Origin of the sequence: Streptomyces cyaneofuscatus (assembly GCF_033109485.1) — a bacterium.
Classification (GTDB): Bacteria; Actinomycetota; Actinomycetes; order Streptomycetales; family Streptomycetaceae; genus Streptomyces; species Streptomyces cyaneofuscatus.
Genome location: NZ_CP137002.1, coordinates 3,876,142 through 3,898,109, shown reverse-complemented (window position 1 = coordinate 3,898,109; position 21,968 = coordinate 3,876,142). Strand labels below are relative to the sequence as shown.

The 21,968-nt window shown below is 71.1% G+C and carries 21 protein-coding genes; 10 read left to right on the top strand and 11 right to left on the bottom strand.

The window, feature by feature from the left end:
- Positions 1-120: 120 nt before the first annotated feature.
- The 3 genes from R2B67_RS17150 to R2B67_RS17140 form a co-directional block, all read right to left on the bottom strand.
- Positions 121-807, bottom strand: coding sequence for an HhH-GPD-type base excision DNA repair protein (locus R2B67_RS17150; protein ID WP_317819295.1), 687 nt, complete (start codon positions 805-807; stop codon positions 121-123).
- Between the two features lie 127 nt (positions 808-934).
- Positions 935-2,167, bottom strand: a complete 1,233-nt coding sequence (locus R2B67_RS17145) for an RNA polymerase sigma factor (protein WP_317824886.1) — start codon at positions 2,165-2,167, stop codon at positions 935-937.
- Positions 2,168-2,280: 113 nt separating this feature from the next.
- A complete protein-coding gene (locus R2B67_RS17140; RefSeq protein WP_018513613.1) occupies positions 2,281-2,688 on the bottom strand; it encodes a YciI family protein in 408 nt (135 codons plus the stop codon).
- A 239-nt stretch (positions 2,689-2,927) separates the two neighbouring features.
- On the opposite strand from R2B67_RS17140, the gene cbiE reads away from it, so the two are divergent.
- The 5 genes from cbiE to R2B67_RS17115 all read left to right on the top strand — a co-directional run bounded on the left by cbiE (position 2,928) and on the right by R2B67_RS17115 (position 8,848).
- On the top strand, positions 2,928-4,208 hold the full coding sequence (gene cbiE / locus R2B67_RS17135) for a precorrin-6y C5,15-methyltransferase (decarboxylating) subunit CbiE (RefSeq protein WP_317819294.1): 1,281 nt from the start codon (positions 2,928-2,930) through the stop codon (positions 4,206-4,208).
- Positions 4,205-4,954 carry a precorrin-4 C(11)-methyltransferase gene (gene cobM / locus R2B67_RS17130; protein WP_317819293.1) on the top strand — a complete coding sequence of 250 codons (750 nt, stop codon included), beginning with the start codon at positions 4,205-4,207 and terminating at the stop codon, positions 4,952-4,954. Before cbiE ends, cobM begins: the two co-directional genes overlap by 4 nt.
- 127 nt (positions 4,955-5,081) lie before the next feature.
- A complete protein-coding gene (locus tag R2B67_RS17125; RefSeq protein WP_317819291.1) occupies positions 5,082-5,786 on the top strand; it encodes a class I SAM-dependent methyltransferase in 705 nt (234 codons plus the stop codon).
- A gap of 453 nt (positions 5,787-6,239) precedes the next feature.
- Positions 6,240-6,665, top strand: coding sequence for a hypothetical protein (locus R2B67_RS17120; protein WP_317819289.1), 426 nt, complete (start codon positions 6,240-6,242; stop codon positions 6,663-6,665).
- On the top strand, positions 6,662-8,848 hold the full coding sequence (locus R2B67_RS17115) for a tetratricopeptide repeat protein (protein WP_317819287.1): 2,187 nt from the start codon (positions 6,662-6,664) through the stop codon (positions 8,846-8,848). Before R2B67_RS17120 ends, R2B67_RS17115 begins: the two co-directional genes overlap by 4 nt.
- Positions 8,849-8,950: 102 nt before the next feature.
- Here the strand turns inward: R2B67_RS17115 and R2B67_RS17110 are convergent, their stop codons facing one another.
- From R2B67_RS17110 to R2B67_RS17095, 4 genes are all read right to left on the bottom strand, one after another.
- Positions 8,951-9,772 (bottom strand): aminoglycoside phosphotransferase, encoded by an 822-nt coding sequence (locus R2B67_RS17110; RefSeq protein ID WP_317819285.1) that lies wholly within the window; start codon positions 9,770-9,772, stop codon positions 8,951-8,953.
- A gap of 105 nt (positions 9,773-9,877) precedes the next feature.
- The gene (locus R2B67_RS17105) at positions 9,878-10,015 is read right to left on the bottom strand and encodes a hypothetical protein (protein WP_317819283.1); all 138 of its coding nucleotides are present in this window, start codon (positions 10,013-10,015) and stop codon (positions 9,878-9,880) included.
- Positions 10,012-11,130: a radical SAM protein gene (locus R2B67_RS17100; RefSeq protein WP_317819281.1), complete on the bottom strand. Its 1,119-nt coding sequence runs from the start codon at positions 11,128-11,130 to the stop codon at positions 10,012-10,014. The genes R2B67_RS17105 and R2B67_RS17100 overlap by 4 nt, the downstream gene beginning before the upstream one ends.
- A complete protein-coding gene (locus tag R2B67_RS17095) occupies positions 11,118-11,444 on the bottom strand; it encodes a hypothetical protein (protein ID WP_317819279.1) in 327 nt (108 codons plus the stop codon). Before R2B67_RS17095 ends, R2B67_RS17100 begins: the two co-directional genes overlap by 13 nt.
- Positions 11,445-11,853: 409 nt before the next feature.
- Between R2B67_RS17095 and R2B67_RS17090 the strand changes: the two genes are divergently transcribed.
- The 4 genes from R2B67_RS17090 to R2B67_RS17075 all read left to right on the top strand — a co-directional run bounded on the left by R2B67_RS17090 (position 11,854) and on the right by R2B67_RS17075 (position 16,399).
- Positions 11,854-13,107 carry an NsdA family TPR-like regulatory protein gene (locus R2B67_RS17090; protein WP_317819277.1) on the top strand — a complete coding sequence of 418 codons (1,254 nt, stop codon included), beginning with the start codon at positions 11,854-11,856 and terminating at the stop codon, positions 13,105-13,107.
- Between the two features lie 15 nt (positions 13,108-13,122).
- A complete protein-coding gene (locus R2B67_RS17085) occupies positions 13,123-13,494 on the top strand; it encodes a hypothetical protein (protein ID WP_317819275.1) in 372 nt (123 codons plus the stop codon).
- 241 nt (positions 13,495-13,735) lie between these two features.
- Entirely contained in the window at positions 13,736-14,797 is a 1,062-nt protein-coding gene (locus R2B67_RS17080) for a hypothetical protein (RefSeq protein ID WP_317824885.1), read from the top strand.
- Positions 14,798-15,178: 381 nt separating this feature from the next.
- Entirely contained in the window at positions 15,179-16,399 is a 1,221-nt protein-coding gene (locus R2B67_RS17075) for an oxidoreductase (protein ID WP_317819273.1), read from the top strand.
- A gap of 13 nt (positions 16,400-16,412) precedes the next feature.
- On the opposite strand, the gene R2B67_RS17070 is transcribed toward R2B67_RS17075, so the two are convergent.
- The gene (locus R2B67_RS17070; protein ID WP_317819271.1) at positions 16,413-17,522 is read right to left on the bottom strand and encodes a cobalt-precorrin-5B (C(1))-methyltransferase; all 1,110 of its coding nucleotides are present in this window, start codon (positions 17,520-17,522) and stop codon (positions 16,413-16,415) included.
- 30 nt (positions 17,523-17,552) lie between these two features.
- Here R2B67_RS17070 and R2B67_RS17065 point away from each other — a divergent pair, with 30 nt between their 5' ends.
- Positions 17,553-18,320, top strand: a complete 768-nt coding sequence (locus R2B67_RS17065) for a cobalt-precorrin-6A reductase (protein WP_317819269.1) — start codon at positions 17,553-17,555, stop codon at positions 18,318-18,320.
- On the opposite strand, the gene R2B67_RS17060 is transcribed toward R2B67_RS17065, so the two are convergent.
- Genes R2B67_RS17060 through R2B67_RS17050 form a run of 3 tightly spaced genes read right to left on the bottom strand, consistent with a single transcriptional unit; the run spans position 18,305 to position 21,826 of the window.
- Positions 18,305-19,837: a precorrin-2 C(20)-methyltransferase gene (locus tag R2B67_RS17060; RefSeq protein ID WP_317819264.1), complete on the bottom strand. Its 1,533-nt coding sequence runs from the start codon at positions 19,835-19,837 to the stop codon at positions 18,305-18,307. The two genes, R2B67_RS17065 and R2B67_RS17060, sit on opposite strands and share 16 nt — an antisense overlap.
- A 3-nt stretch (positions 19,838-19,840) precedes the next feature.
- A complete protein-coding gene (locus R2B67_RS17055; RefSeq protein ID WP_161264625.1) occupies positions 19,841-20,467 on the bottom strand; it encodes a precorrin-8X methylmutase in 627 nt (208 codons plus the stop codon).
- 45 nt (positions 20,468-20,512) lie between these two features.
- Entirely contained in the window at positions 20,513-21,826 is a 1,314-nt protein-coding gene (locus R2B67_RS17050; RefSeq protein WP_317819259.1) for a ferredoxin-like domain-containing protein, read from the bottom strand.
- Positions 21,827-21,968: the final 142 nt, after the last annotated feature.

Genomic DNA, 21,968 nt, shown 5'->3' with positions numbered 1-21,968 from the left:
GTGCTGCGAAAGCTGTTGCGAAAGCTAGCGAGTGGGGTGGCCCCTGGGAACACCAGTGGCCGATTTTGATCGTTTCCGCCGGGTGTTCTGTCCGGCTGCGTGCTGAGCTGTGCATTCCGGTCAGCCCTTGGCCTTGGGCGAGCCTTTGGCCGTTTTCGCCGCCTTGGCTGTCTTTGTTGCCTTCGTTGCCTTCGTTGCCTTGGCCGCCTTGGCCGCCTTAACCGCTGCCTTGGCCTCCTGCTTGTACGCGCGCACTTCCGCCAGCGACTCGGGTCCGGTGATGTCGGCGACCGACCGGCGTGAGCCGTCCTCCCCGTACGCCCCCGCCGCCGCCCGCCACCCCGTGGGACATACGCCGAACTGCTTGCCGAGCAGCGCCAGGAAGATCTGCGCCTTCTGGGTGCCGAAACCCGGCAGGTCGTTCAGCCGACGCAGCAGCTCCTCCCCGGTGCCCGCGTCCCGCCACACCGCGCTCGCGTCGCCCCCGTACTCCGTCACCAGGTACTGGCACAGCTGCTGCACCCGCCGGGCCATGGAGCCGGGGTAGCGGTGGAGGGCCGGTTTGGTGGTGAAGAGGGCGGTGAAGGCCTCGGGGTCGTACGCGGCGATCTCCGCCGCGTCCAGGTCGTCCGAGCCCATCCGCTCCGCCAGCGTGTACGGGCCCGTGAACGCCCACTCCATCGGCACCTGTTGGTCCAGCAGCATGCCGACGAGGGCGGCCAGGGGGCTGCGGGCGAGGAGCTCGTCCGCCGCCGGCTGCTGGGCGATCCGCAGGGTGAGGTCCTTGCCGCTGTCGCTCTTGGTCATACCTTCGATGATCCCGAGGGCGGGCGGCGACGGCGACTCCAGTGACGCCAGTCGCGCCGATGGCCCTGGCGCTGGAGGAGGTACGCGAGGTGGTCGTGACGTCGCCGTACGTGTTCGGGTACGGGCGCTACAGGGCGAGCCGGTCCGCCCGCGCCCGCAGATAGCGGGCCTCGGGTTCGCTGAGGGTGCCGTCGGCGGCGGCGAGATAGGCGGTACGGGCGGCGTCGTGGTCCCCGGCCCGCTCCAGGAGATGGGCGCGTACGGCATCGAGCCGGTAGTGGCCGCCCGACGCCCCCGCCAGCGCGTCCACCTCCACCAGCCCGGCGCGGGGCCCGTGCACCATGGCCACCGCGACCGCGCGGCCCAGAGCGGCGGCGGGGTCGGGGGTGCGGTGCACGAGGAGCTCGTACAGGGCGAGGATCTGCGGCCAGTCGGTGTCCTCGGCGCGCCCGGCCTCGTCGTGCAGGGCGGCGATGGCGGCCTGGAGCTGGTAGTCCCCGGCCGGCCCCTGGGTCAGCGCCTCCTCGGCCAGCGCGGTGCCTTCGGCGATGGCCGTACGGTCCCAGAGGGCCCGGTCCTGTTCGTCGAGGGGGACCAGCTCGCCGTCGGGCCCGGTGCGCGCCGGAGTGCGCGCCTCGGTGAGGACCATGAGCGCCAGCAGCCCGGTCACGCGCCCCTCGTGGGGGAGGAGCCGGCGTACGGAACGGGTGAGCCGGATCGCTTCGCGCGCCAGGTCGGTGCGGTGGAGGTCGGGGCCCGCGGTGGCGGTGTACCCCTCGTTGAAGATCAGGTAGAGGACCTGGAGGACGGCCGCGAGCCGCCGGTCGCGGTCCTCCGGCTCCGGCCGCCGGAACTCCGCCCCGCGCACCGCCCGCTTCGCCCGGCTGATCCGCTGCGCCATCGTCGCCTCCTCCACGAGGTGGGCGCGGGCGATCTCCGCCGTGGTGAGCCCGCCGACCGCGCGGAGGGTGAGGGCGATCTGGGCGGCGGGGGTGAGGGCGGGGTGGCAGCAGAGAAAGAGGAGGGTGAGGGTGTCGTCCTCGGAGGGCGCCCGCCCGCCCTGGCCGGTGGGGCCTTCCCCGGGCGGCGGGGCGACGAACGCGTCCGCCGGGGTGAGGGCGGCCACGGTCTCCTCGCGCCGCCGACGGGCTTCGTCGCTGCGCAACCGGTCGGTGAGGCGGCGGGAGGCGACCCGGATCAGCCAGCCGCGCGGATTCTCCGGAACGCCGTCCTCCGGCCACTGCGCGGCGGCCGCGATCAGGGCCTCCTGGACGGCGTCCTCGGCCGGGTCGAAGTGCCCGTAACGGCGGACGAGCGCGCCGAGGACCTGCGGCGCGTGGCGGCGCAGCAGATCCTCGATGTCGTCGTCGGTCGTACGGTCCGTGTCGTCGTGGGTCGCACGGTCCGCGTCGTCGTCGCTCGTACGGTCCACCCTCAGTGGTCGCTCCTGGTCGAGGTCTGCTCCCGGTCGAGCTAGTCGATCCCGCCGCCGACGGTGCGGATGAGCACCGGGTACTCGGGCGCCCCGGCCGGCTGCGGACAGCGTGCCACGCGGGCGGCGATCTCGGTCACCCGCTCCAGGCTCTCGCATTCGAGGATCCAGAACCCGGCGAGCAGCTCCTTGGTCTCGCTGTACGGCCCGTCCGACACCACCGGCCGCCCCTCGGCGTCGAGGCTGACGGCCCGCCCCTGCGCGGGCTCCGTGAGCCCGTACGCGGTCACCAGCTCACCCGACTCGGCGAGGTCGTCGTTGATGCTGCCCATGTGGGCGAACATCTCCTGCATGGCCTTCTCGTCCCAGGCCGGACTGTCCGCCGACCCCTTGCCGGCCTGCGCGTCGTAGTCCGCCTGGCTGCCCTGGACCATCACCAGATACTTCATGACCGTCGCCTCCTGGAAGCTCGCTCTTCGTTCTCTTCTTCTCCGCTTACACAGGGGACGTCGGGGCCGGGGCGGGGTTCTCGACACGACGCGCGGATTCTTTTCGGGATTCACCCGCTGGAGGGGTCGGAACGGCACGTTCAGTAAAGTTCGGCTGCGTCTCGCTTCCACTCGCTCCCACTCGCCCCCTCTCGCTGCCACTGCTTTCCTCCCCTTCCGAACGACGAGGTTCCCGGCCCGTGTCCCCCTCTCCAGCCCTGCCCCCGCCTCCCGTCTCCGTAGTGGGGATCGGCGCGGACGGCTGGTCCGGGCTGTCCGGCGGGGCGCGGGAGACGCTGCGGGAGGCGGAGGTGGTGATCGGCGGGGCGCGCCAGCTGGACCTGCTGCCGCCGGAGTGCGCGGGCGTACGGGTGGCGTGGCCGTCGCCGCTGCGCCCCGCCGTACCCCGGCTGCTGGCCGAGCACCGGGAGCGCCGGATCGCGGTGCTGGCGAGCGGGGACCCGATGTTCTACGGGATCGGGCGCGCGCTGGCGGAGGAGCTGGGCCCGGAGGCGCTCCGGGTACTCCCGCACCCGTCCTCGGTCTCGTACGCCTGCGCGCGCCTCGGCTGGCCCCTGGAGGACACGGAGGTCGTGACGCTGGTGGGCCGCCCGGCGTCCCGCCTGGCCGTATCCCTCCACGAGGGCCGCAGGCTGCTGGCCCTGAGCGCGGACGCCTCGACGCCCGCGACGGTGGCGGCCCTGCTCACGGCCCACGGCTTCGGCCCGAGCCGGATGCGCGTCCTGGAGCAGCTGGGCAGCGAGGCGGAGGCGTACGTGGAGGGCGTCGCGGAGACGTGGACGCACGCGCCCGGGGACCGCCTGAACGTCATCGCGATCGACTGCCGGGCGTCGCGGGACGCGCTACGCCTCGGGGCCGTACCGGGCCTGCCGGACGAGGCGTACGAACACGACGGCCAGCTCACCAAGCGCCACATCAGGGCCGCGACGCTCGGGGCGCTGGCACCCGCGCCCGGCGAGCTGCTGTGGGACGTGGGAGGAGGCTCCGGCTCGATCGCGATCGAGTGGATGCGCACGCACCCGACCTGCCGGGCGGTGAGCGTGGAGAGGGACCCGGCGAGGGCGGAGCGGATCGCGAGGAACGCGGACCGCCTGGGAGTCCCGGGCCTGCGGGTCATTACGGGCCCGGCCCCCGCATCCCTGCCCGAACTCTCCGAACTCTCCGAACTGTCCGGACTGGACGTGCCGGACGCGGTGTTCATCGGCGGCGGCCTGACGGCACCGGGCCTGCTGGACGCGTGCTGGGAGGCGCTGCGGCCCGGGGGCCGGCTGGTGGCGAACACGGTGACGCTGGAGTCGGAGGCGCTGCTGGCCGAGCGGTACAGAGCGTACGGCGGCGAGCTGACCCGCCTCGCGGTCGCGCACGCGGTCCCGGTGGGCGGATTCACGGGCTGGCGCCAGGCGATGCCGGTGACGCAGTGGTCCGTACGCAAACCCTCAGTCTCAGGAGATCGAACATGACGGTGTACTTCATCGGCGCGGGCCCGGGCGCGGCCGACCTGATCACGGTGCGCGGCGCGCGCCTGCTCGCCGCCAGCCCGGTCTGCCTGTACGCGGGCAGCCTGGTCCCGGTGGAGCTGCTGGCGGAATGCCCGCCTGACGCCCGCCTGATCGACACGGCGAACCTGGACATCGAGCAGATCACCGCGGAGCTCGTACGGGCCCACGCGGACGGCCACGATGTGGCGCGGCTGCACTCAGGCGACCCGTCGGTGTTCAGCGCGGTGAACGAGCAGATGAAGCGCCTGGACGAGGCGGGCATCCCGTACGAGGTCGTCCCCGGCGTCCCCGCGTTCGCGGCGGCGGCCGCGGCCCTGAAGCGCGAGCTAACGGTGCCGACGGTCGGCCAGACGGTGATCCTGACCCGCATCGCGCAACGGGCCACGGCGATGCCGGAGGGCGAGGACCTGGCCACCCTGGGCCGCAGCGGCGCCCTGATCGTCCTCCACCTGGCGGCCCGCTACGTGGACCGGGTGGTGGAGGAGCTGACCCCGCACTACGGGGCGGACTGCCCGACGGCGGTGGTCGCGATGGCGTCCCGCCCGGACGAGATCATCCTGCGCGGCCCTCTGGACTCGATCGCGGAGCAGGTGAAGGCGGCGGGGGTGATCAGGACGGCGGTCATCATGGTGGGGCGGACGCTGGGGGCCGAGCAGTTCCGGGACAGCCACTTGTACGCGGTGGGGCGCGACCGGGGCGGGTGCTGACGGGCGGGGCCAGCGCTTCACGGAGGCAAGGGCAGCACCGCAGTCCCTGAGATGGGTCCGGCCCGCGTTGGGGTGAATACGGAGAGAACTCCGAACCGATCACGAGGAGCGGGCCAGGATGTCGGCTGTGACCTCGACTTCCCCGACCACCGGGCCCGACCTCTGGCACCACTACGGAGCTTCCTCACACGTGCGCCGCTCCATCAGCCGCCTCCACTGGGACTGGTACCAGCGGATCGGGCCTGGGGACGAACTCCTGGGCGACCTCACCGGTCGCACCGTCGCGGAGTTGGGTGCGGGAGCCGGCCACCAGGCCGCCTATGTCGCCGCCGAGTTGGGTGCCGTCCGGGTCACCGCGATCGACAGCTCATCCGCTCAGCACACCCGCGGTCGCGACTTCTACGTAGACGTGTGCGGCTTGGACTTCGTCTACAGCGACGCCGCCGCCTACCTCCAGACACACCCCGACAGTCTCGACATTGCCTACAGCATCTTTGGCGCGGTTGACTTCAGCGATCCGCAGATCCTGCTCCCAGCATCCGCGCTGGCGCTCCGCCCCGGTGGTGTCCTGGTGTTCTCCACGCTTGCCCACTACCGCAACGGAGCACCGCCCGAGACCGAGTGCCGACCCGCCGACATCCCGACCCGTAGGCCTGACGGCAGCCCCGGCACGATGCAGCGGTGGGTGCTGAACTCCCCGATATGGAAAGAGCTGTTGGTCGAGTCGGGGTTCGACGTCATGCATTGCCATACCGTCCACGACCCAGGGCGGGAGGGCGAGGCGCCGGTGACCACGACCCTTTTCCGCGCAAGGAAGAAGCGCGGGTTCTAGCCTTCACTCCGCCCCACGATGAAGTCTTGCTTCACGGCCGAGCCCGCAGGCGGCCACGGGCCGCCTTGGGGCGGCTTCCCGCCGGTGTGCGTTCCCGCCAGAGAACACACCTCTACTTCAGCACCCGGCTGCGCTCCGCTCCGCCGGGCGCGCTTCCCGGCTCTGGCTGCGCCCGCGCTCCTGCCTTCGGCCCGCTCGGCGCCGACGCCGACGCCGACGCTCGCCCACCATTTGGATAGGCCCGGAGGGCATGAGACGAGCATCAGGCCCGCGGTTTCAAGAGGATGCCTCCGGCGGGGGCGCTCGGACTCCAGGATGAAAGGGGCACTGTTCGCGAGTGCCAGGGATGGGAGCGCAGGGAACCGCTGTGAGCGCTTCGGACGTTCTGACTCCACAGAGGGTCTGGCTTACCTACGCTGGTCTCTTTCGGGGCCGCAGTGGTCGGGGGAACAAATGAGTGCTGAGATCGTGCAGTTGGTCGAGCAGGCAAGTCCGTATCTGACGGCCGCGGTCGGTGCGTACGGGGCGGCGGTCCTCACCCGGGCGGAGGACGTGGCGGCAGATGCCACGGTCACGCTGGGTCAGCGGATCCTTGGGGCAGTGTGGCGGCGCCGGGACGAGGAGGGTCAGGCGGAGCTGGAGCGTGTGGTGGACGAGGCCGCCGACGAGCAGGACGAGTCCTACACGGTGGCAGTGCTGGGCAGGCTGCTCCGCCGGGCGTTGCAGGACGATGCCGAGTTGCGCGCGGAATTGTCCGCACTCCTGCCGGCTCCAGGGGCCGGTTCCATCACCATCACGGCATCCGGTGAGCGGTCGATCGCCGCTCAGCACATCAGGGACGCCTACACCGGTGACGGTCACGCCACGCCACGGCCGTGAGCACCGACGACGAGCCGGCCCGGCTGCGGATCGAAACGGCCGGACCGGGATCGATCGCTGCCCAGCGCATCAGAGACGCCTACACCGGTGACGTGCTGCCGGCCGAGGCACTGCTCACGCCCGAGAAGGTCTCCGCAGCTCCGGGCAGCTCCAACCTGCCTCCGGCCGTCCTCTGCCTGGGGCGGGAGGAGGAACTGGACCGGCTGCGGCGCATCCTGAGTAGTCGGCGCGAGGGCGCGATCACGCAGAGCGGGGCGGTGCACGGTCTGGGCGGGATCGGCAAGAGCACGCTCGCTCTGCACTACGCCCATCGCTACCGTGGCGACTACTCCTTGATCTGGTGGATCAACGCCGCGTCCCCCGACGAGATCGAGACCTCTCTCACCGCCCTCACCCACACTCTGGTTCCCAGTTGGGCCGCCGAGGCCAACCGGGTGGCGCAGGTGGCGTGGGCGATGCAGTGGCTCGCCTGGCATCCGGGCTGGCTACTGGTCTACGACAACGTGGAGAACCCCGACGACCTCACCCCCTACACCGGCGCACTCCACCAAGGCCATCACCTCGCCACCAGCCGCCGCACCACAGGCTGGCCCGACAATGCCCCCACCCTGATGCTGGGCAACCTCGACCCTGACGACGCCACCACTCTGCTGTGCCAACTTGTTTTCAAGGACGTCACCCCCACCGCGCGCCAGCAAGCCGACGCCCGAGCTCTCACCCGTGAGTTGGGATACTTTCCGCTGGCAATCAAACAGGCCGGCGCCTACCTGGCCCAGAATCGCGGTATCAGCTGCGACGCCTACCGCCGCCGCCTTGACTCCAAACTCGCCAAGACCGCCCACGGCAGCGACGCCGAACGCACCCTCGCCCGCATCTGGAGCGTCACCCTCCACACCTTGGAGCAGGCTGACCCGCTGGCCGTGGAGCTGCTGTACACCGCTGCCTGGCTGGCCCCTGACGACATTCCCCACAGCCTGCTCACCCCGCCGGGCGCCGACCCGGACGACATCGCCGAGGCTGTCGGAACCCTGGCCGCGTACAGCATGGTCACCGACACCGGCACCACACTGAGCCTGCACCGCATGGTCCAAACCGTCCTGCGTACCCCGCAGCACACCAACGGCAGTCAATCCACCCGGCACCTGCAAGGACGTGACCGCGCCGAACAAGCAGCCCTTCACCACCTGACCCCGCCGCCGGGCCAGGACACCCCCACCGAGGATCAGTGGGACGCCCTCACGCCCCACCTCGTCACCCTCGCCGCCACCAGACCATCCGAGCACCACAATCCACCACTCACCGACGCGTACATAGCTGCCGGTGATCGGCTTCACCAGCAAGGCCACACCGCACGCTCTATCTCCCTGTGCGAGGCGACCCTCGCCCAGTACGAGCAGGTTTTGGGTGAGACCCACCCCGACACTCTGGCCAGCCGCAACAACCTTGCCTACGCCTACCGGGTGGCGGGTGATCTGGGGCGGGCCATTCCTCTGTTCGAGGTGACTCTCGCCCAGTACGAGCAGGTTTTGGGTGAGACCCACCCCAACACCCTGAGCAGCCGCAACAACCTTGCCTACGCCTACCGGGTGGCGGGTGATCTGGGGCGGGCCATTCCTCTGTTCGAGGTGACTCTCGCCCAGCGCGAGCAGGTCTTGGGTGAGACCCACCCCAACACCCTGAGCAGCCGCAACAACCTCGCCGGCGCCTACCGGGTGGCGGGTGATCTGGGGCGGGCCATTCCTCTGTTCGAGGTGACTCTCGCCCAGCGCGAGCAGGTCTTGGGTGAGACCCACCCCAACACCCTGAGCAGCCGCAACAACCTCGCCGGCGCCTACCGGGTGGCGGGTGATCTGGGGCGGGCCATTCCTCTGTTCGAGGTGACTCTCGCCCAGCGCGAGCAGGTCTTGGGTGAGACCCACCCCAACACCCTGAGCAGCCGCAACAACCTCGCCGCCGCCTACCGGGTGGCGGGTGATCTGGAGCGGGCCATTCCTCTGTTCGAGGTGACTCTCGCCCAGCGCGAGCAGGTCTTGGGTGAGACCCACCCCAACACCCTGACCAGCCGCAGCAACCTCGCCAGGGTGCGTGAACTCGTTCAGACCGCACAGCAACTAGACACCGCAACCCCAGCAACCAACACCGGTCAACAACCCTCTTCAGGAACTTCTGAGCGACCTGTATGAGCCTCTCTGGCCGATCTACCTAAAGCTACGGACCAGAAGGTTGCAGGTTCGGATCCTGGCTTTGTCTTGGCGGCGCAGCTCCTGGCAACGGCGGATTGTTGTTCAGCCAGTCCTGCGGTGCGCGTGCCAGGCGGTGGCGGCAGTCGCGAGGCGCAGGGGCCACGGGTCGGGGTCGGCGTTGGTGATCTCGGTCCAGAGGTTGGCGTTGGCGGTGGCGAAGGCGGTGATGCCCTTGGCGGGGGCTGTGCGCCAGGAGGGGGTCTCGGCGGCCCAGTGTTCGGCGGATGCGGGGGTGTGCCCGGCCGCGATGAGCCAGATGATCCAGTAGCCGGCGTCGAGCCAGGCCGCTCCACGGGTGGCCCAGGCCCAGTCGACCAGGCGGGCCCGGGCGCCCTGGGGAGCCTCGGTGTCGACGAGGACGTTGGCGTTGTTCAGGTCGGTGTGGAGCAGGTGGGGCCCGGCGAAGTAGCGGAGGTCGTCGGGGTGGGCGACGTAGTGCTTCAGGCGTTGTTCGGCACGACGCAGCTCGATGCCGGGGCAGGGGGTCTCGTTGAGGCGGCGCAGGAGGTTCGCGACTTCGGGGAGGTCGGGGGAGCCGGGGGCGTAGTCGGCGTGGTGGCCGTCCAGAGCTTCGAAGCCGAGGAGGTCCCAACCGGCGGTCTCGACGCACCAGCGGAGGGAGGGGGCCAGATCGGTGAGGAAGGGGGCGATGGCGGCTTCCCGGCGCTGGGTCCAGGCGCGGGGGTGGTCGGTGCGCAGGCCCTTGATGTGCCAGGTGCCCGTGGCGGAGGTGACGCGGGCCGCGATCTCGCTGTTGAAGCCTTCGGCGGTCTCCTCGACCGTGAGGAGGGGGCCGGTGTGCGCTTCTACGGCGGAGCGGGCGGCGGGTGGCAGTCGGTCGAGGCCGATGCGGGTGGTCGCCAAGGGGCTTCACTCTTCCATGGGGGCGGGTATGTGGGTGCGCACTGGTGCGGGGGCTTCGGGCGGAAGAACGTCCAGAAGCCCCCGCGGTTCTGTGCGGCCGGTTGTCTACCGGTAGGGGTTGTCCTCGTTGCAGCCCGGGATGGCCCCTTCGGCCAGCACCTCCAGGTCATCCAGGAGGATCACTCCCTCGGGCTCCTCCAGGGCTGGCGGTCGGGGGCTGATCTCCACCATGACAGCGGTCATGATGCTTCCTCGCTTCCGTGTTGGCAGTAGGTGTTCAGTGGTGCCTTCGCCTCCTGGTACGCCTTGGCGAGCGGACGGCAGACCCGGCAGGTGCCGGAGAGCTGACAGCCGCCGCAGCCACCGGTGCGAAGCATCTGGGCATCGGCGATGCCGGGCAGACGGAGGAGTCCGTCCAGGCCCTCGGTCATCAGGTCGATGGGGTTCTCCCGGCCGACCTTGCACATGGTCGCCAGGCCGTGCGGGTCGACGTAGAAGAAGGTGTGGCCGGCGGGGCAGCCCTTGAAGACGCTGGCCTTGTCCAGGAAGCCGGGCGCCTGCGCGGCCAGCGGTTCGGGCGTGCCGGAGTACGTGGGGGAGATCGTGCCGTACTCCTGGCGGCTCGCCCCGTACCGCTCCGCGAGGGCGCGCATGGCGTCCAGCTCGTGGGCGTTGTGTCGGGTGATGATCAGTGCCAGTTCCAGCGCGAGTCCGGCCTCGCGCGCAGCGACGAGCCCCTTCTCGACCAGCTTGAACGCTCCTGGCTTGCGGGTGAGCGTGTCGAAGCTGTCCGAGGTCGCCCCATAGAGGGAGACGGTCACCTTGTGCGGTGGCAGGTCGCGCAGTAGGCCGATGATCTCGGGGCGGTGGAGCCGGGAGCCGTTGGTCAGGATCTCGATCAGCATTCCGGAGCGGTGAGCGAGCGTGTACGCGTCCACGAAGTCCCGGTCGATCAGCGGCTCACCGCCGGTGAACTGGAGCCACAGCACCCCGGCATCCCGCAGCAGGTGCAGGAGCCGGGCCTTGTCCGGCCAGGGCAGTCCCTCGAACTTTCGCTCCGCGAGGTAGCAGTGCTCGCAGTTGAAGTTGCAGCCCTTGTTGATCTCGTACGTGGCTCGCCCGTAGCCGAGACCGGTACCGGAGCGTACGAGGACGGTGCCCCGCATCACCGCATCTGCCAGGTCCAGGCCCCAGGCCGTGCGGGCTTGGCCGAGGAGCCAGGCCGGGAGAGGGCTGCTGCTTTCGGCGGTCGCGGCCAGCTCTTCGTACAGCGTCCGGGGGATGCGCATGCCGCCCTTGGAGCCGGGGCGGGCGATCAGGAACGTACCGTTGTACGGGCTCGCGATCAGCTGGTGCACAGGACCTCCTCCGAGGTGTTCTCCCAGGTGTGCTGCTCGGGGTGGTCGGCGAACAGGCAGCAGCCCTCCCCGCCGGGCCCCGGCCCGACCACCGGGCAGTCCCGCAGCACGACCAGGTCCACGTAGTCCCCGCGCCAGCGGAGCCAGAGGGCGGTGTCGTACGTGTCGAGTTCGGCCAGCAGGCCGTGGTGTTCGTCGCCCTCGTGGGCGGACAGCTGGCACTGCACGGCCCGGTCGACGCAGCCGGACGGGGCCTTCTGCCGAGCCTCCTGCGACAGGTCCAGCGGAACCCGGCGCCAGTGCCTGCACCGCATCACGACACCCCTTGAAGAAGGGCCCCGGCGCCCGAGTCGCGTCCGGTGCAGCGCGGGCACGTGCAGGGCGGGAGAGCGCTGGGGTTGTCCAGGAGCGGCAGATTCTCGTCCTCTCGTACTTCCGTGACCGGCCCCCACGTCCGGCCCGAGTCACGAGAGACTCTGAGCCTCAGGAGAATGCGCGGTTCGGCGCTGAGGTGGTCGGCCTGTGTGTGGTCTCCGGACTGGTGCACCGGGGTCTCGTCTCTCGTGGTCATTGCCGGACTCCTTCACCTGTCCCGGCACTCGTCCGGGTCAACAACCAGGAAATCGCCTGGAGTCGGGGGTATCCACGGCATCGGTGCGGCACTCTTGAAGCAGATCTGTGCACGGATGCCAGAGGGGCCGGAGCTGCGCGAGAGTGGGTGCCATGGGACTGGCGGAACGGCGCAGGGCTTTGGGCTACAGTCAGGAAGAATTGGCCCAGTTACTCGGTGTGGATCGCACAACGGTCGGACGCTGGGAAAGCGGCAGGGTCTATCCGCAGCCACCCCAGCGGCGGGGCCTGGCTGCCGCCCTCGAAGTCAGCCTCGAAGAGCTGGACGCCTTTCTCGCCCCCCTACGAAGCGCAGCCCGGGAAACCGTCGGGCACCAGTCCAGTGAGCCCCCGAACGCGGGAGACCCTGACGACATGATCCGCCGCGCATTCCTCCGCATACTGACCGTCAGCGGTGCCTTGACCGCGCTGCCCGTAGATGAGGCGGAAGCCCTCGCCGAGGGAGTCCGAGGCGGTGTTCCTGCCGATTTCGCCCGGATGAACAGTCATCTGTGGCAGGTCTACCAACTGTCCCGTTCCAAGGGGGCTGTCTACCCGGTTGTACGCGACCAGTTGGCCACGCTGAATGAGGCCTTGGCCGGTCATCGTGGGAGCCCCCGCCCGCTGTTGAATGCGGCGGCAGACCTGTTCCAGTTGGCCGGGGAGGTGGCATTCGACGCGAACCGGTATGCCGATGCCTCCGCTTCGTACGCACTCGCGGCCTCGGTCAGCAAGGACGCCCAGGCGTACGACCTGTGGGCGTGCGCGCTGGTCCGGCATGCGTACGTCGACATGTCCGAGCGCCGCTACCACCAGGCGGAGCAGATGCTCGGGGCGGCCGAGCGCCTGGCAATCCGGGGTGACAGGAACCTTTCGACCCGTCATTGGGTCGCTTCGGTTCAGGCCGAGGCGTACGCAGCTCTCGGTGACCTGGACGCGTGCGAGCACGCGATGGAGCGTGCGGAGGCTGTCCGCGATCTCAGCGCGGACAGCGTCAACGGCGGGTGGCTCCGGTTCGACGGTGCGCGGCTGGCGGAGGAACGGGGATCGCGATACGTACAGCTCGGCCGTCTCGACCTGGCGGAGGAGGCCTTGGAACGGGCGCTGGAGCAGACCGCGCTGGCGCCGGGACAGTCCTACCGCCGGCGAGGTGCGGTGCTGACGGACATGGCGGCGATCGGGGCGAAGAGGCGGGATGCCGACCAGGTCGTCGCGTACGGCAAGGAGGCGATCAGCCTGGCTCGCGCCTCAGGATCGGGGTACGTCACCCATAGACTTCAAGGCTTGTGCGACGAGTTCGGTCCCTTGAGCCGTGACCACCGAGTGGCGGAGCTGGGGGCGGAGATCGCCACGTTGAGGACGCCGTGACGAGAAGGGGATGGCATGTCGCAGACCGAGAACGAGGGTGCACGACTTTTCCGGGAGGCCTGGATCTCGGGGGTTCGGCGGCACTTTCCCGGGGAGCCGAAGGCTGGGTACGTGACTCCTTGGGATGACACCCCGCAGTGGGAGCGCGAGGCGGCAGGGGGCGTGTACGAGCAGGTGCGTCAGTTCGTCGCCGTCAGTGGTGGGCTTACGTCGCGGTTGTCACGTGAGCAGCGCGGGCGCTTCGTCGCGATCTGCTGGACCGCCCAGATGTTCAAGCACTTCGACGACCCGAAGCCGGGCTACGTGGCGGACTGGGCCGACCTGCCCGTCTGGCAGCAGGAAACCGATGCCGACATCTTCGATGCCATTGAGAAGGCGACGAGTTGACCCGATGGGGCCGCGGCCATTAGTGCGTCAATGTGAACTGGCCTTGCACTCGTATGGGTTGATCTGCGTTTGTCTGGCCGTCCCGTTCGGCGGATTGTCCGCTCGGCGCTTCGAGGCTGCGGTACCGTCATCGTGTCATCACGCTCTGTGTGCACCTCGTGTGCATGGGGCGGCCCCCGGAGGTGTTCCTAGCACCTAGCCGAGGGCCTTCACCCAACTAGTGGAACGGAAATCCACCGGGATGCTTTGGCATGCTATCGCGCCTGTTCGGCGCTACACGAAGGCCTCGCACGATGTCGTGCGTCATCCGCGTCTGTGCAGTGACGCGAAGATCCTGCTGCTGTACGTGCAGGGGTTGCCCGACGACCAGACCCATGTGGCGTTGTCCGAGCATGGGCAGAAGCTCGGCATCAAGGGGCGTGCGTTTCAGCGGGCTAAGGAGCAGTTGGTCGTGAACGGGTTCGTTCATGAGCGGCGGGCTGCTGGGGAGCGTGGGTTGTGGGCCACCCATCAGTTGGTCTCCAATGTGCCGTTGACCGATGCCGATGCCCTTGTGGTGTGGCGGGAGGCCGGTGTGGGGGCGGGGGCTTCTCCGAGTGTGCAGTCTCCGACCGTCGGTCAGCCGGGGCCTCGGACCGTCGGTCATCAACTACCGGTAGACGAAGAACTGGGGGAGAACTCATCCCGCCCACCCACCGAAGCGCCCAGCGAAGGCGAAGGCGTGGGCGTGGACGTGGAGGTGGTGAAGCTCTCGCCTCAAGAAGCTGAGGCCGAGCGGGTGTTGTTGTCCCTGCGGAACTCCGATCGGCAGTTGCGTCTCGGGGTTCGTGAGGCTCGTGAGCTGGTCGGGCTGGCCGTTGAGTGGTTGCGGCGGGGGGTGTCTGCCGGTGAGCTTCGGCGGGTGCTGAGCAGTGGGTTGCCTGCTAAGGGGGTGCGGTCCGCTGTGGGGTTCCTGCGGCATCGGCTGGAGATGAAGATGCCCGAGGCGCCCGCGCCTGAGTCCGCTTCCGTTGCTGAGGCCGTGCCTCCTGGCGTGCCTGATGCGCCGCCTCCCGTTCCTTCCCGCGTTGCGCCTCTTGTGACCTGTGAGGGGCCCGGGAATGAGCATGTGTTCCGGGCTTATGGCGGGGCGACCTTGTGTCCCGACTGCCAGCAGGCTGCCGCCTGGGCGCGGTGGGCCGAGCGGCGTGCCGCCGATCTGGGGGTTGATCTTGCCGAGGATGCCGCCAAGGCCGTGGAGGCCGGGCGGGATCCGGATGGGTGGCGGTCTCGGCTCGCTGCCGCTGCCGCTGCCGAGCAGTAGCTGCGGGGGCTGTGCGGGTGTGCTGGGGGAATTCGTGGCTGACAGCCAGGCCCCCGGCGCCCAGATCATTACGCTGCACTGGTGCTGTCATATGAGGAGTTGACCCCGCCGGAGCGTGCGTTGTGGGACGCCTTTCCCGAGGGGCGTCGCGTTGATCTGCGTACCGGGGTGGCGGAGGCGGATGATCCGGCTGACGGTGCTCGGTGGGGGGCCGGACGTACCGTTCGTGCCGCCGTTGTCGCGGCGCTGCTGCTCGGTGCGAACGATGAGGAGCGGTCCGGCGCCGTGGCTGCCCTGCGGCTCGTGGGGGCGCGTGTCAGTGGGCGGCTCGATCTGTCAGGGGCGGAGATCCCCCACACGTTGTCCTTGGAGGGCTGTCGGTTGGATGAGCCGGTCCAGCTGTACGGCGCTGCGACGCGGACGATCGTGATCGCGGACAGCTGGGTTCCGGGCGTCGACGCCGAACTCGCGCGCATCGGGGGTGATCTGGACCTGCGGCGGTCGACTGTTGCGGGCGGTGCTCTCAACCTCATCAATGCCCGTATGGCTGCGAATCTGGTGGTCAAGGATGCCGAGGTCTCGGGGCCGGGGGAGTGGGCGGTGCTCGCCGGCGGCCTCGTCCTGGAGGGCAGTGTCTTCGGCGAGCGGCTCGTGACCCGGGGCGGGCTGCGGGTGCCCGGCGCGCAGTTGCTCAACGGGCTGTTCCTGCCCGGCGCACGGCTGGAGAACCCCGGTGGCGTCGCCCTGGCCGGAGGTGCCGTGGTCGCTTCGTCCGTGGACTGCTCGCAGGGGTTCACGGCGCAGGGGGAGGTGCGGCTGCCGAGGACCCGAATAGGTGGGCTGCTGACCTTCGAGGGCGCACATCTGGACGGGGGCGGTACTGGTACCGCCCTGGACTGTGTATCCATGTCCGTGGGGGAATTCGACCACCGGCTCGCGGCCCCGCCCTCAGGGCTGGTGGATCTCCGGTCCGCCCAGACCACCTGGTTCCGGGACAGCGAGCAGAGCTGGCCCGAGAAGGTGCTCCTGGACGGGTTCACCTACGGGTCCATCCGGTCCGGCGGCGACCCGGCCGTGGCAGGCGCCGACGGGACGCGGGCGCGGGACGAGGTGGCCCGTCGGCTCGGCTGGATCCGGCGGAATCCCGGCTACGCCCCACAGCCGTACGAGCAACTCGCCGGCTGGTACCGGCAGCTCGGCCATGACGACGACGCCCGCCGGGTGCTCCTGGCCAAGCAGCGGCACCGGCGGCTCACCCTGTCCCTGCCGGCGCGGGTGTGGGGGCATCTGCTCGACGTCACCGTGGGCTACGGCTACCGGCCCTGGATGGCCGGTGTCTGGCTCCTCGCGCTGACCTTGCTGGGCACGGTGGTCTTCAGTACGCACACGCCGAGCGCGGTCAAGGAGGGCGAAGGCAGTCCGTTCCAGCCCTTCGTCTATACGCTTGACCTTCTGGTCCCCATCGGCGATCTGGGGCAGCGCTCCGGGTGGTACTGGTCGGACGGCGGCGTTCAGTGGCTGGCCTATCTGCTGATCGCCTTCGGCTGGGTGCTGACCACCGCCATCGTCGCCGGTGTCACCCGTGCTCTCCAGAAGAGTTAGGGGGGATGAGTACCTAGGCCCTTCCTACCACCGTCCCCGCTCGGTCGATGCAGATCACGTCCACCTCCACCGGGGCGCCCCGCAGCACCGCCAGTGCCTCGTCCCGGGCGCGGGCCGCCACCAGGTCGCCCAGCCGCACCCCCGCCGCCTCGCAGAGACGGAGTGCCTCCAGGCCCGTGTTGGCCGTGGCGATCCGGGACGCCAGTTCCTCGGTCGCGCCGCCCTGTCGGGCCAGGTCCGCCAGGAAGGGCTTGTCCACCTGGGAGCGGGCCGAGTGCAGGTCCAGGTGGCCGGCGGCCAGTTTGGAGAGCTTGGCGAAGCCGCCGCAGATCGTGAGGCGGGGGACGGGGTGGCGGCGTACGTACTTCAGGACCGCGCCCGCGAAGTCGCCCATGTCCAGGAGGGCTATGTCCGGGAGGTCGTGCTCCGCGACCACCGTCTTCTCCGACGTCGAGCCCGTGCAGCCCGCCACGTGCTCCAGGCCCGCCGCCCTCGCCACGTCCACGCCCCGGCGGATCGAGTCGATCCAGGCCGAGCAGGAGTACGGGACGACCACGCCCGTGGTGCCGAGGATGGACAGGCCGCCCAGGATGCCCAGCCGGCCGTTCCACGTCGAGCGCGCGATCTCCTCGCCGTCGTCGACCGAGACGGTGATCTCCACGTCGCCCGCCTCCCCGTGCTCCGCCGCCACCCGCTCCACGTGCTCGCGCATCAGCCGGCGCGGCACCGGGTTCACCGCGGGCTCCCCGACGTCCAGCGGCAGACCGGGGAGGGTGACCGTACCGACGCCGGAGCCCGCCCGGAACACCACCCCGGAGCCCGGCGGCAGCCTCCGTACCGTCGCCCTCACCAGTGCCCCGTGCGTCACGTCCGGGTCGTCCCCCGCGTCCTTCACCACCCCGGCGCTCGCCCGCCCGGGCCCCAGCTCCTCCACCGCCAGCGCGAACGCCGGTGTCTGGCCCCTGGGCAGCGTGATGCTCACCGGGTCCGGGAAGTCGCCGGTCAGCAGGGCCGTGTACGCGGCCGTCGTCGCCGCCGTCGCACACGCACCGGTCGTCCAGCCGGGGCGCAGGCCGGTGTGTTTGAGTTGGGCACTGCGACCGCCCCGCGCCTCAGCGGTCATGAGCGTCGTTCATGAGAAGAGTCCGTTCCGATGATGCACGTGAAGCATGTTCTTGTTCTGGGAGGGACCACCGAGGCCCGCCGGCTCGTCGAGAGCCTGGTCGGTGATCCGCGCCTGCGCGTCACCACCTCGCTCGCCGGGCGCGTGGCCGCTCCCCGGCTTCCGCCCGGTGACGTGCGCGTCGGTGGGTTCGGCGGGGCTGACGGGCTCGCGGCGTGGGTACGTGAGCACCGCGTCGACGCTCTTGTCGATGCCACCCACCCCTTCGCCTCCACCATGAGCCGGAACGCCGTCCTGGCCGCCGCGCAGGCCCATGTTCCTCTCCTCGCCCTCCGCCGGCCCGGCTGGGTCGCCCAGGACGGCGACCGCTGGCACTCCGTCGCCTCGCTCGCCGAGGCCGCGCACCTGTTGCCGACACTCGGTGAGCGGGTCTTCCTCACCACCGGGCGGATGGGGCTCGCCGCCTTTGCCGGTGAAGGTCTCGATGCGTTGTGGTTTCTTGTGCGGTCCGTCGATGCGCCGGAGCCGCCCTGCCCGAGGAAGATGGACGTCCTGCTCGATCGGGGGCCGTTCAGCCTTGACGGGGAGTGGGAGATCATCCGGCAGTACGGGATCGATGTGCTCGTCACCAAGGACAGCGGCGGCGACGCCACCGCCCCCAAGCTCACCGCCGCCCGCGAGGCCGGGATTCCCGTCGTCGTGGTGCGGCGGCCACCGGTTCCGGAAGGGGTGCCGGTGGCCGCCACGCCCGAGGAGGCCGGGGAGTGGGTCGTACGGAAGCTCTACGCCTCCGGGTAGCGGCGCGGCGTCCACACGATGGACCTGCCCGACTCGCCCCGCCGTACCCAGCGCGTCTGCGACGAGCCCACGATCAGCAGCGTCCGCATGTCCACCTCCGCCGGGTCGACGTCCGCCAGCCGTACCGTACGGACGCTCTCCGTCGGGCCGCCCACGTCCCGGGCCAGCACCACCGGGGTGTCCGGGGAGCGGTGCTCCAGGAGCAGGTCGCGGGCCTTGCCCACCTGCCACGTACGGGACTTGGAGCCCGGGTTGTAGAGGGCGAGGACCAGGTCGGCGGAGGCCGCGGCGCGGAGCCGTTCCGCGATGACCTCCCACGGTTTGAGGCGGTCCGAGAGGGAGATGGTGGCGTAGTCGTGGCCCAGCGGTGCGCCCGCGCGGGCTGCGGCGGCGTTCGCCGCAGTGACCCCGGGCAGGACCCGTACGGGAATCTCCGCGTACTCCTCCTGCGCCGCCGCCTCCAGCACCGCCGTCGCCATCGCGAAGACCCCGGGGTCGCCGCCCGAGACCACGGCGACGCGGTGGCCCCGGCGGGCCAGGTCCAGCGCGAACTCCGCCCGTTCCGACTCCACCTTGTTGTCCGAGCCGTGCCGCGCCTGGCCGGGGCGGACCGGGACCCGGTCCAGATAGGTGGTGTAGCCGACGAGTGCGTCCGCCGCCGCCAGCGCGCCCCGCGTCTCCGGCGTCAGCCACAGGGGGCCCGCCGGGCCGGTGCCCACGACGACGACCTCGCCCGAGCCGGCCCGGCCGGAAGGCCTGACCGCGTCCACCCGGCTCGGCAGTACCGCCACCGAGAAGTACGGCACCGACGCCGGGTCGATGTCCGCCAGGTCGCCCGTGCGCTCCCCGGCCATCGTCGCCCGCTCCACGTACCGCGCCTCCGCCAGCCGCCCCGACGCCTCGAACGCCCCGCGCACCGCCGGGAACGTCCGCCCCAGCTTCATCACCACCGCCGTGTCCGTGGCGGCGAGACGGGCCGTCAGCTCCTCCTCCGGGAGGGTGCCGGGGAGGATCGTGAGGATCTCCTCGCCCTCGACCAGGGGGGTGCCGAGGCGGGCCGCCGCCGCGCTGACGGACGTCACGCCGGGGATGACCTCGGTGGCGTACCGGTCGGCCAGGCGCTTGTGCATGTGCATGTACGAGCCGTAGAACATCGGGTCGCCCTCGGCGAGGACCGCCACCGTCCGGCCCGCGTCCAGGTGCGCCGCGAGCCGGGCCGCGGCCTTCTTGTAGAACTCCTCCAGCGCGCCCCGGTAGCCGCCCGGGTGGTCCGTGGTCTCCGTCGTGACGGGGTAGACCAGGGGCTCCTCGATGTGGTCGGGGCGCAGGTGGGCCGCGGCGATGGAGCGGGCGATCGAACGGCCGTGGCGGGCGCTGTGGTACGCGATCACGTCGGCCTCGCCGATGACCTGGACGGCCCGGAGCGTCATCAGGTTCGGGTCGCCGGGGCCGAGCCCGACGCCGTAGAGGCGGCCGCTGCCGTCGTCGCCGCTGCCGTTTCCGCTGATCTCGCTCACTGCTTACTCTTCCTCGCTGGCTATGGCGTTGATGGCGGCCGCCGCTATCGCACTGCCGCCGCGCCTGCCGCGCACGATCAGGTGCTCCAGGCCCGACGCGTGCTCCGCCAGGGCCTCCTTGGACTCCATCGCGCCGACGAAGCCGACCGGGACGCCGATGACGGCGGCGGGGCGCGGGGCGCCCTCCTCGATCATCTCCAGCAGGCGGAACAGGGCCGTCGGGGCGTTGCCGACCGCGACCACCGCCCCCTCCATCCGGTCCCGCCACAGCTCCAGCGCCGCCGCGCTGCGGGTCGTCCCCATCTTCGCGGCCAGCTCGGGCACGGACGGGTCCGACAGCGTGCACACCACGTCGTTGTTGGCGGGCAGCCGCTTGCGGGTGACCCCGCTGGCCACCATCGCCACATCGCAGAGGATCGGGGCGCCGGAGCGCAGGGCCGCGCGGGCGTCGGCCACGGCGTTCGGCGAGAAGGCGAGGTCCGTCACGAGGTCGACCATGCCGCAGGCGTGGATCATCCGGACGGCGACCTGGCTGACGTCGGCGGGCAGCCCGGCCAGATCCGCCTCCGCGCGGATGGTGGCGAAGGACTGGCGGTAGATCGCCGGTCCGTCCTTCTCGTACTGGTGCACAGTGCTGTCGCTTTCTTCTGCCGTGAGCTGATCAAGGAGGGGTTTTCAGGCGCGGGCCTCGGCCACCGCTGCCGCCAGCCGCGCCGAGTCGTTCCCCACAGTCGTCGGAGGGTCCCGGCGCTCTCCCCGTACGTGGGAGATCCGGTGTCCGTCCGGCGTGACGACCACGTCGATCCACTCCCCGTGGGGGTGGCCGCAGCGGCGTTCGCACCCGGACCAGTACACAGGTAGCCGGCCGGGCACCCCGACAGCGGCCCCCGCTTCGGCCCGGACGTCGGACAGCGACTTCGCGCAGCCGGGGTGGCCGATGCAGGCGCCGACGCCGGTCCAGGGGGAGTCGGGGGCGGTGATCAGGCCGGACGCGGAGAGCGTGCGGAGTGCGTCCGCCGCCTCCGGCCGAGGGACCGGCCCGGGGATGACGATCCCGCGCCACGGGGTGAGCCGCAGCTCGCCGCCGTACCGCCGGGCCGTGTCGGTGAGCAGCTGCCACTGGGTGGGGGTGAGGCGGCCCAGGGGGACATCGGCGGTGATCGCCGCGGTGCCGACGAGGCCGGGGGCGGGGGGTGTCGCCGTACGGGGGCGGGGGCGGGCGACCGCCGGGCCCGACGCCGAGCCGATGGTCCTCACCAGCTCCGCCCGTACGTCGTCCGGCAGATCCTTCACCCGCCACGCGCCGGAGTCCCGGGCCGCGCGCAGGAACTCCTCGGCGGCCCGCAGCGCCGCGCGCGGGGCCTCGGCGGCCGGCACCCGGAACACCTCGTCGGCCGCCCCGATCCGCAGCAGGGCCGCCCCCGCCCCCGCAGGCCCCTCCGCGATCAGCGTCACGTCCGCGCCGAGGGCGTCCACATCGCCCCGGCCGTCGTCCAGGGCGAAGAGGAAGCGGCCGGAGAGGGCGGCGGCGGCCGGCGAACCGCACACCAGCCGGTCCAGCTCGGTCAGCCACGCCCCGAGCCCCCCGGAGCCGTCCAGGCCGGCCAGCGGCGAGGCCACGATGTTGCGGGCCCGTTCGTGGGCGGCGGAGGGCAGGAGGCCCGCGTCCGTGAGCAGTCCGGCCAGCTCGCCGCCGCACTCCGTACCGAGGCCGCGCAGCTGTACGTTGCCCCGCGAGGTGAGATGCAGCTCACCGTCCCCGAACCGGGCCGCCGCCGTCAGCAGCGCCTCCGCCCGGTCCGCGCTCAGCACGCCGCCGGGGATGCGTACGCGGGCCAGCGCCCCGTCGTCCGCCCGGTGCAGCCGCAGCGTTCCCGGGCAGGCGTCGCCACCGGCGCGGGGCGCGGCACGTGCCGCGCCGCCGTCGCGGGGGGAGGCGCCGCCCGCGGAAAGGGGCGAGGGGGCGGAATCGGGCATGGCGGCGAGCATACCGACCGGGCCGGTCCCGGCGGCGGGGTCACGTCTGTGACCTGCGGGACAGGGCTCCGGCTCGCGTCTGTGACCTGCGGGACAGGGCTCCTGCCCCGCGTGCGGCGAAGGGCGCGAACAGTGATCACCACCGCACCCCCGC

Bases quoted from the DNA above. Each gene is read 5' to 3' on its own strand.
- R2B67_RS17090 (WP_317819277.1), top strand. From the start codon at position 11,854: ATGGGACTGGCGGAACGGCGCAGGGCTTTGGGCTACAGTCAGGAAGAA.
- R2B67_RS17150 (WP_317819295.1), bottom strand. From the start codon at position 807: ATGACCAAGAGCGACAGCGGCAAGGACCTCACCCTGCGGATCGCCCAG.
- R2B67_RS17085 (WP_317819275.1), top strand. From the start codon at position 13,123: ATGTCGCAGACCGAGAACGAGGGTGCACGACTTTTCCGGGAGGCCTGG.
- R2B67_RS17095 (WP_317819279.1), bottom strand. From the start codon at position 11,444: ATGCGGTGCAGGCACTGGCGCCGGGTTCCGCTGGACCTGTCGCAGGAG.
- R2B67_RS17065 (WP_317819269.1), top strand. From the start codon at position 17,553: ATGATGCACGTGAAGCATGTTCTTGTTCTGGGAGGGACCACCGAGGCC.
- R2B67_RS17070 (WP_317819271.1), bottom strand. From the start codon at position 17,522: ATGACCGCTGAGGCGCGGGGCGGTCGCAGTGCCCAACTCAAACACACC.
- R2B67_RS17140 (WP_018513613.1), bottom strand. From the start codon at position 2,688: ATGAAGTATCTGGTGATGGTCCAGGGCAGCCAGGCGGACTACGACGCG.
- R2B67_RS17105 (WP_317819283.1), bottom strand. From the start codon at position 10,015: ATGACCGCTGTCATGGTGGAGATCAGCCCCCGACCGCCAGCCCTGGAG.
- R2B67_RS17120 (WP_317819289.1), top strand. From the start codon at position 6,240: ATGAGTGCTGAGATCGTGCAGTTGGTCGAGCAGGCAAGTCCGTATCTG.
- R2B67_RS17080 (WP_317824885.1), top strand. From the start codon at position 13,736: ATGCTTTGGCATGCTATCGCGCCTGTTCGGCGCTACACGAAGGCCTCG.
- R2B67_RS17050 (WP_317819259.1), bottom strand. From the start codon at position 21,826: ATGCTCGCCGCCATGCCCGATTCCGCCCCCTCGCCCCTTTCCGCGGGC.
- cobM (WP_317819293.1), top strand. From the start codon at position 4,205: ATGACGGTGTACTTCATCGGCGCGGGCCCGGGCGCGGCCGACCTGATC.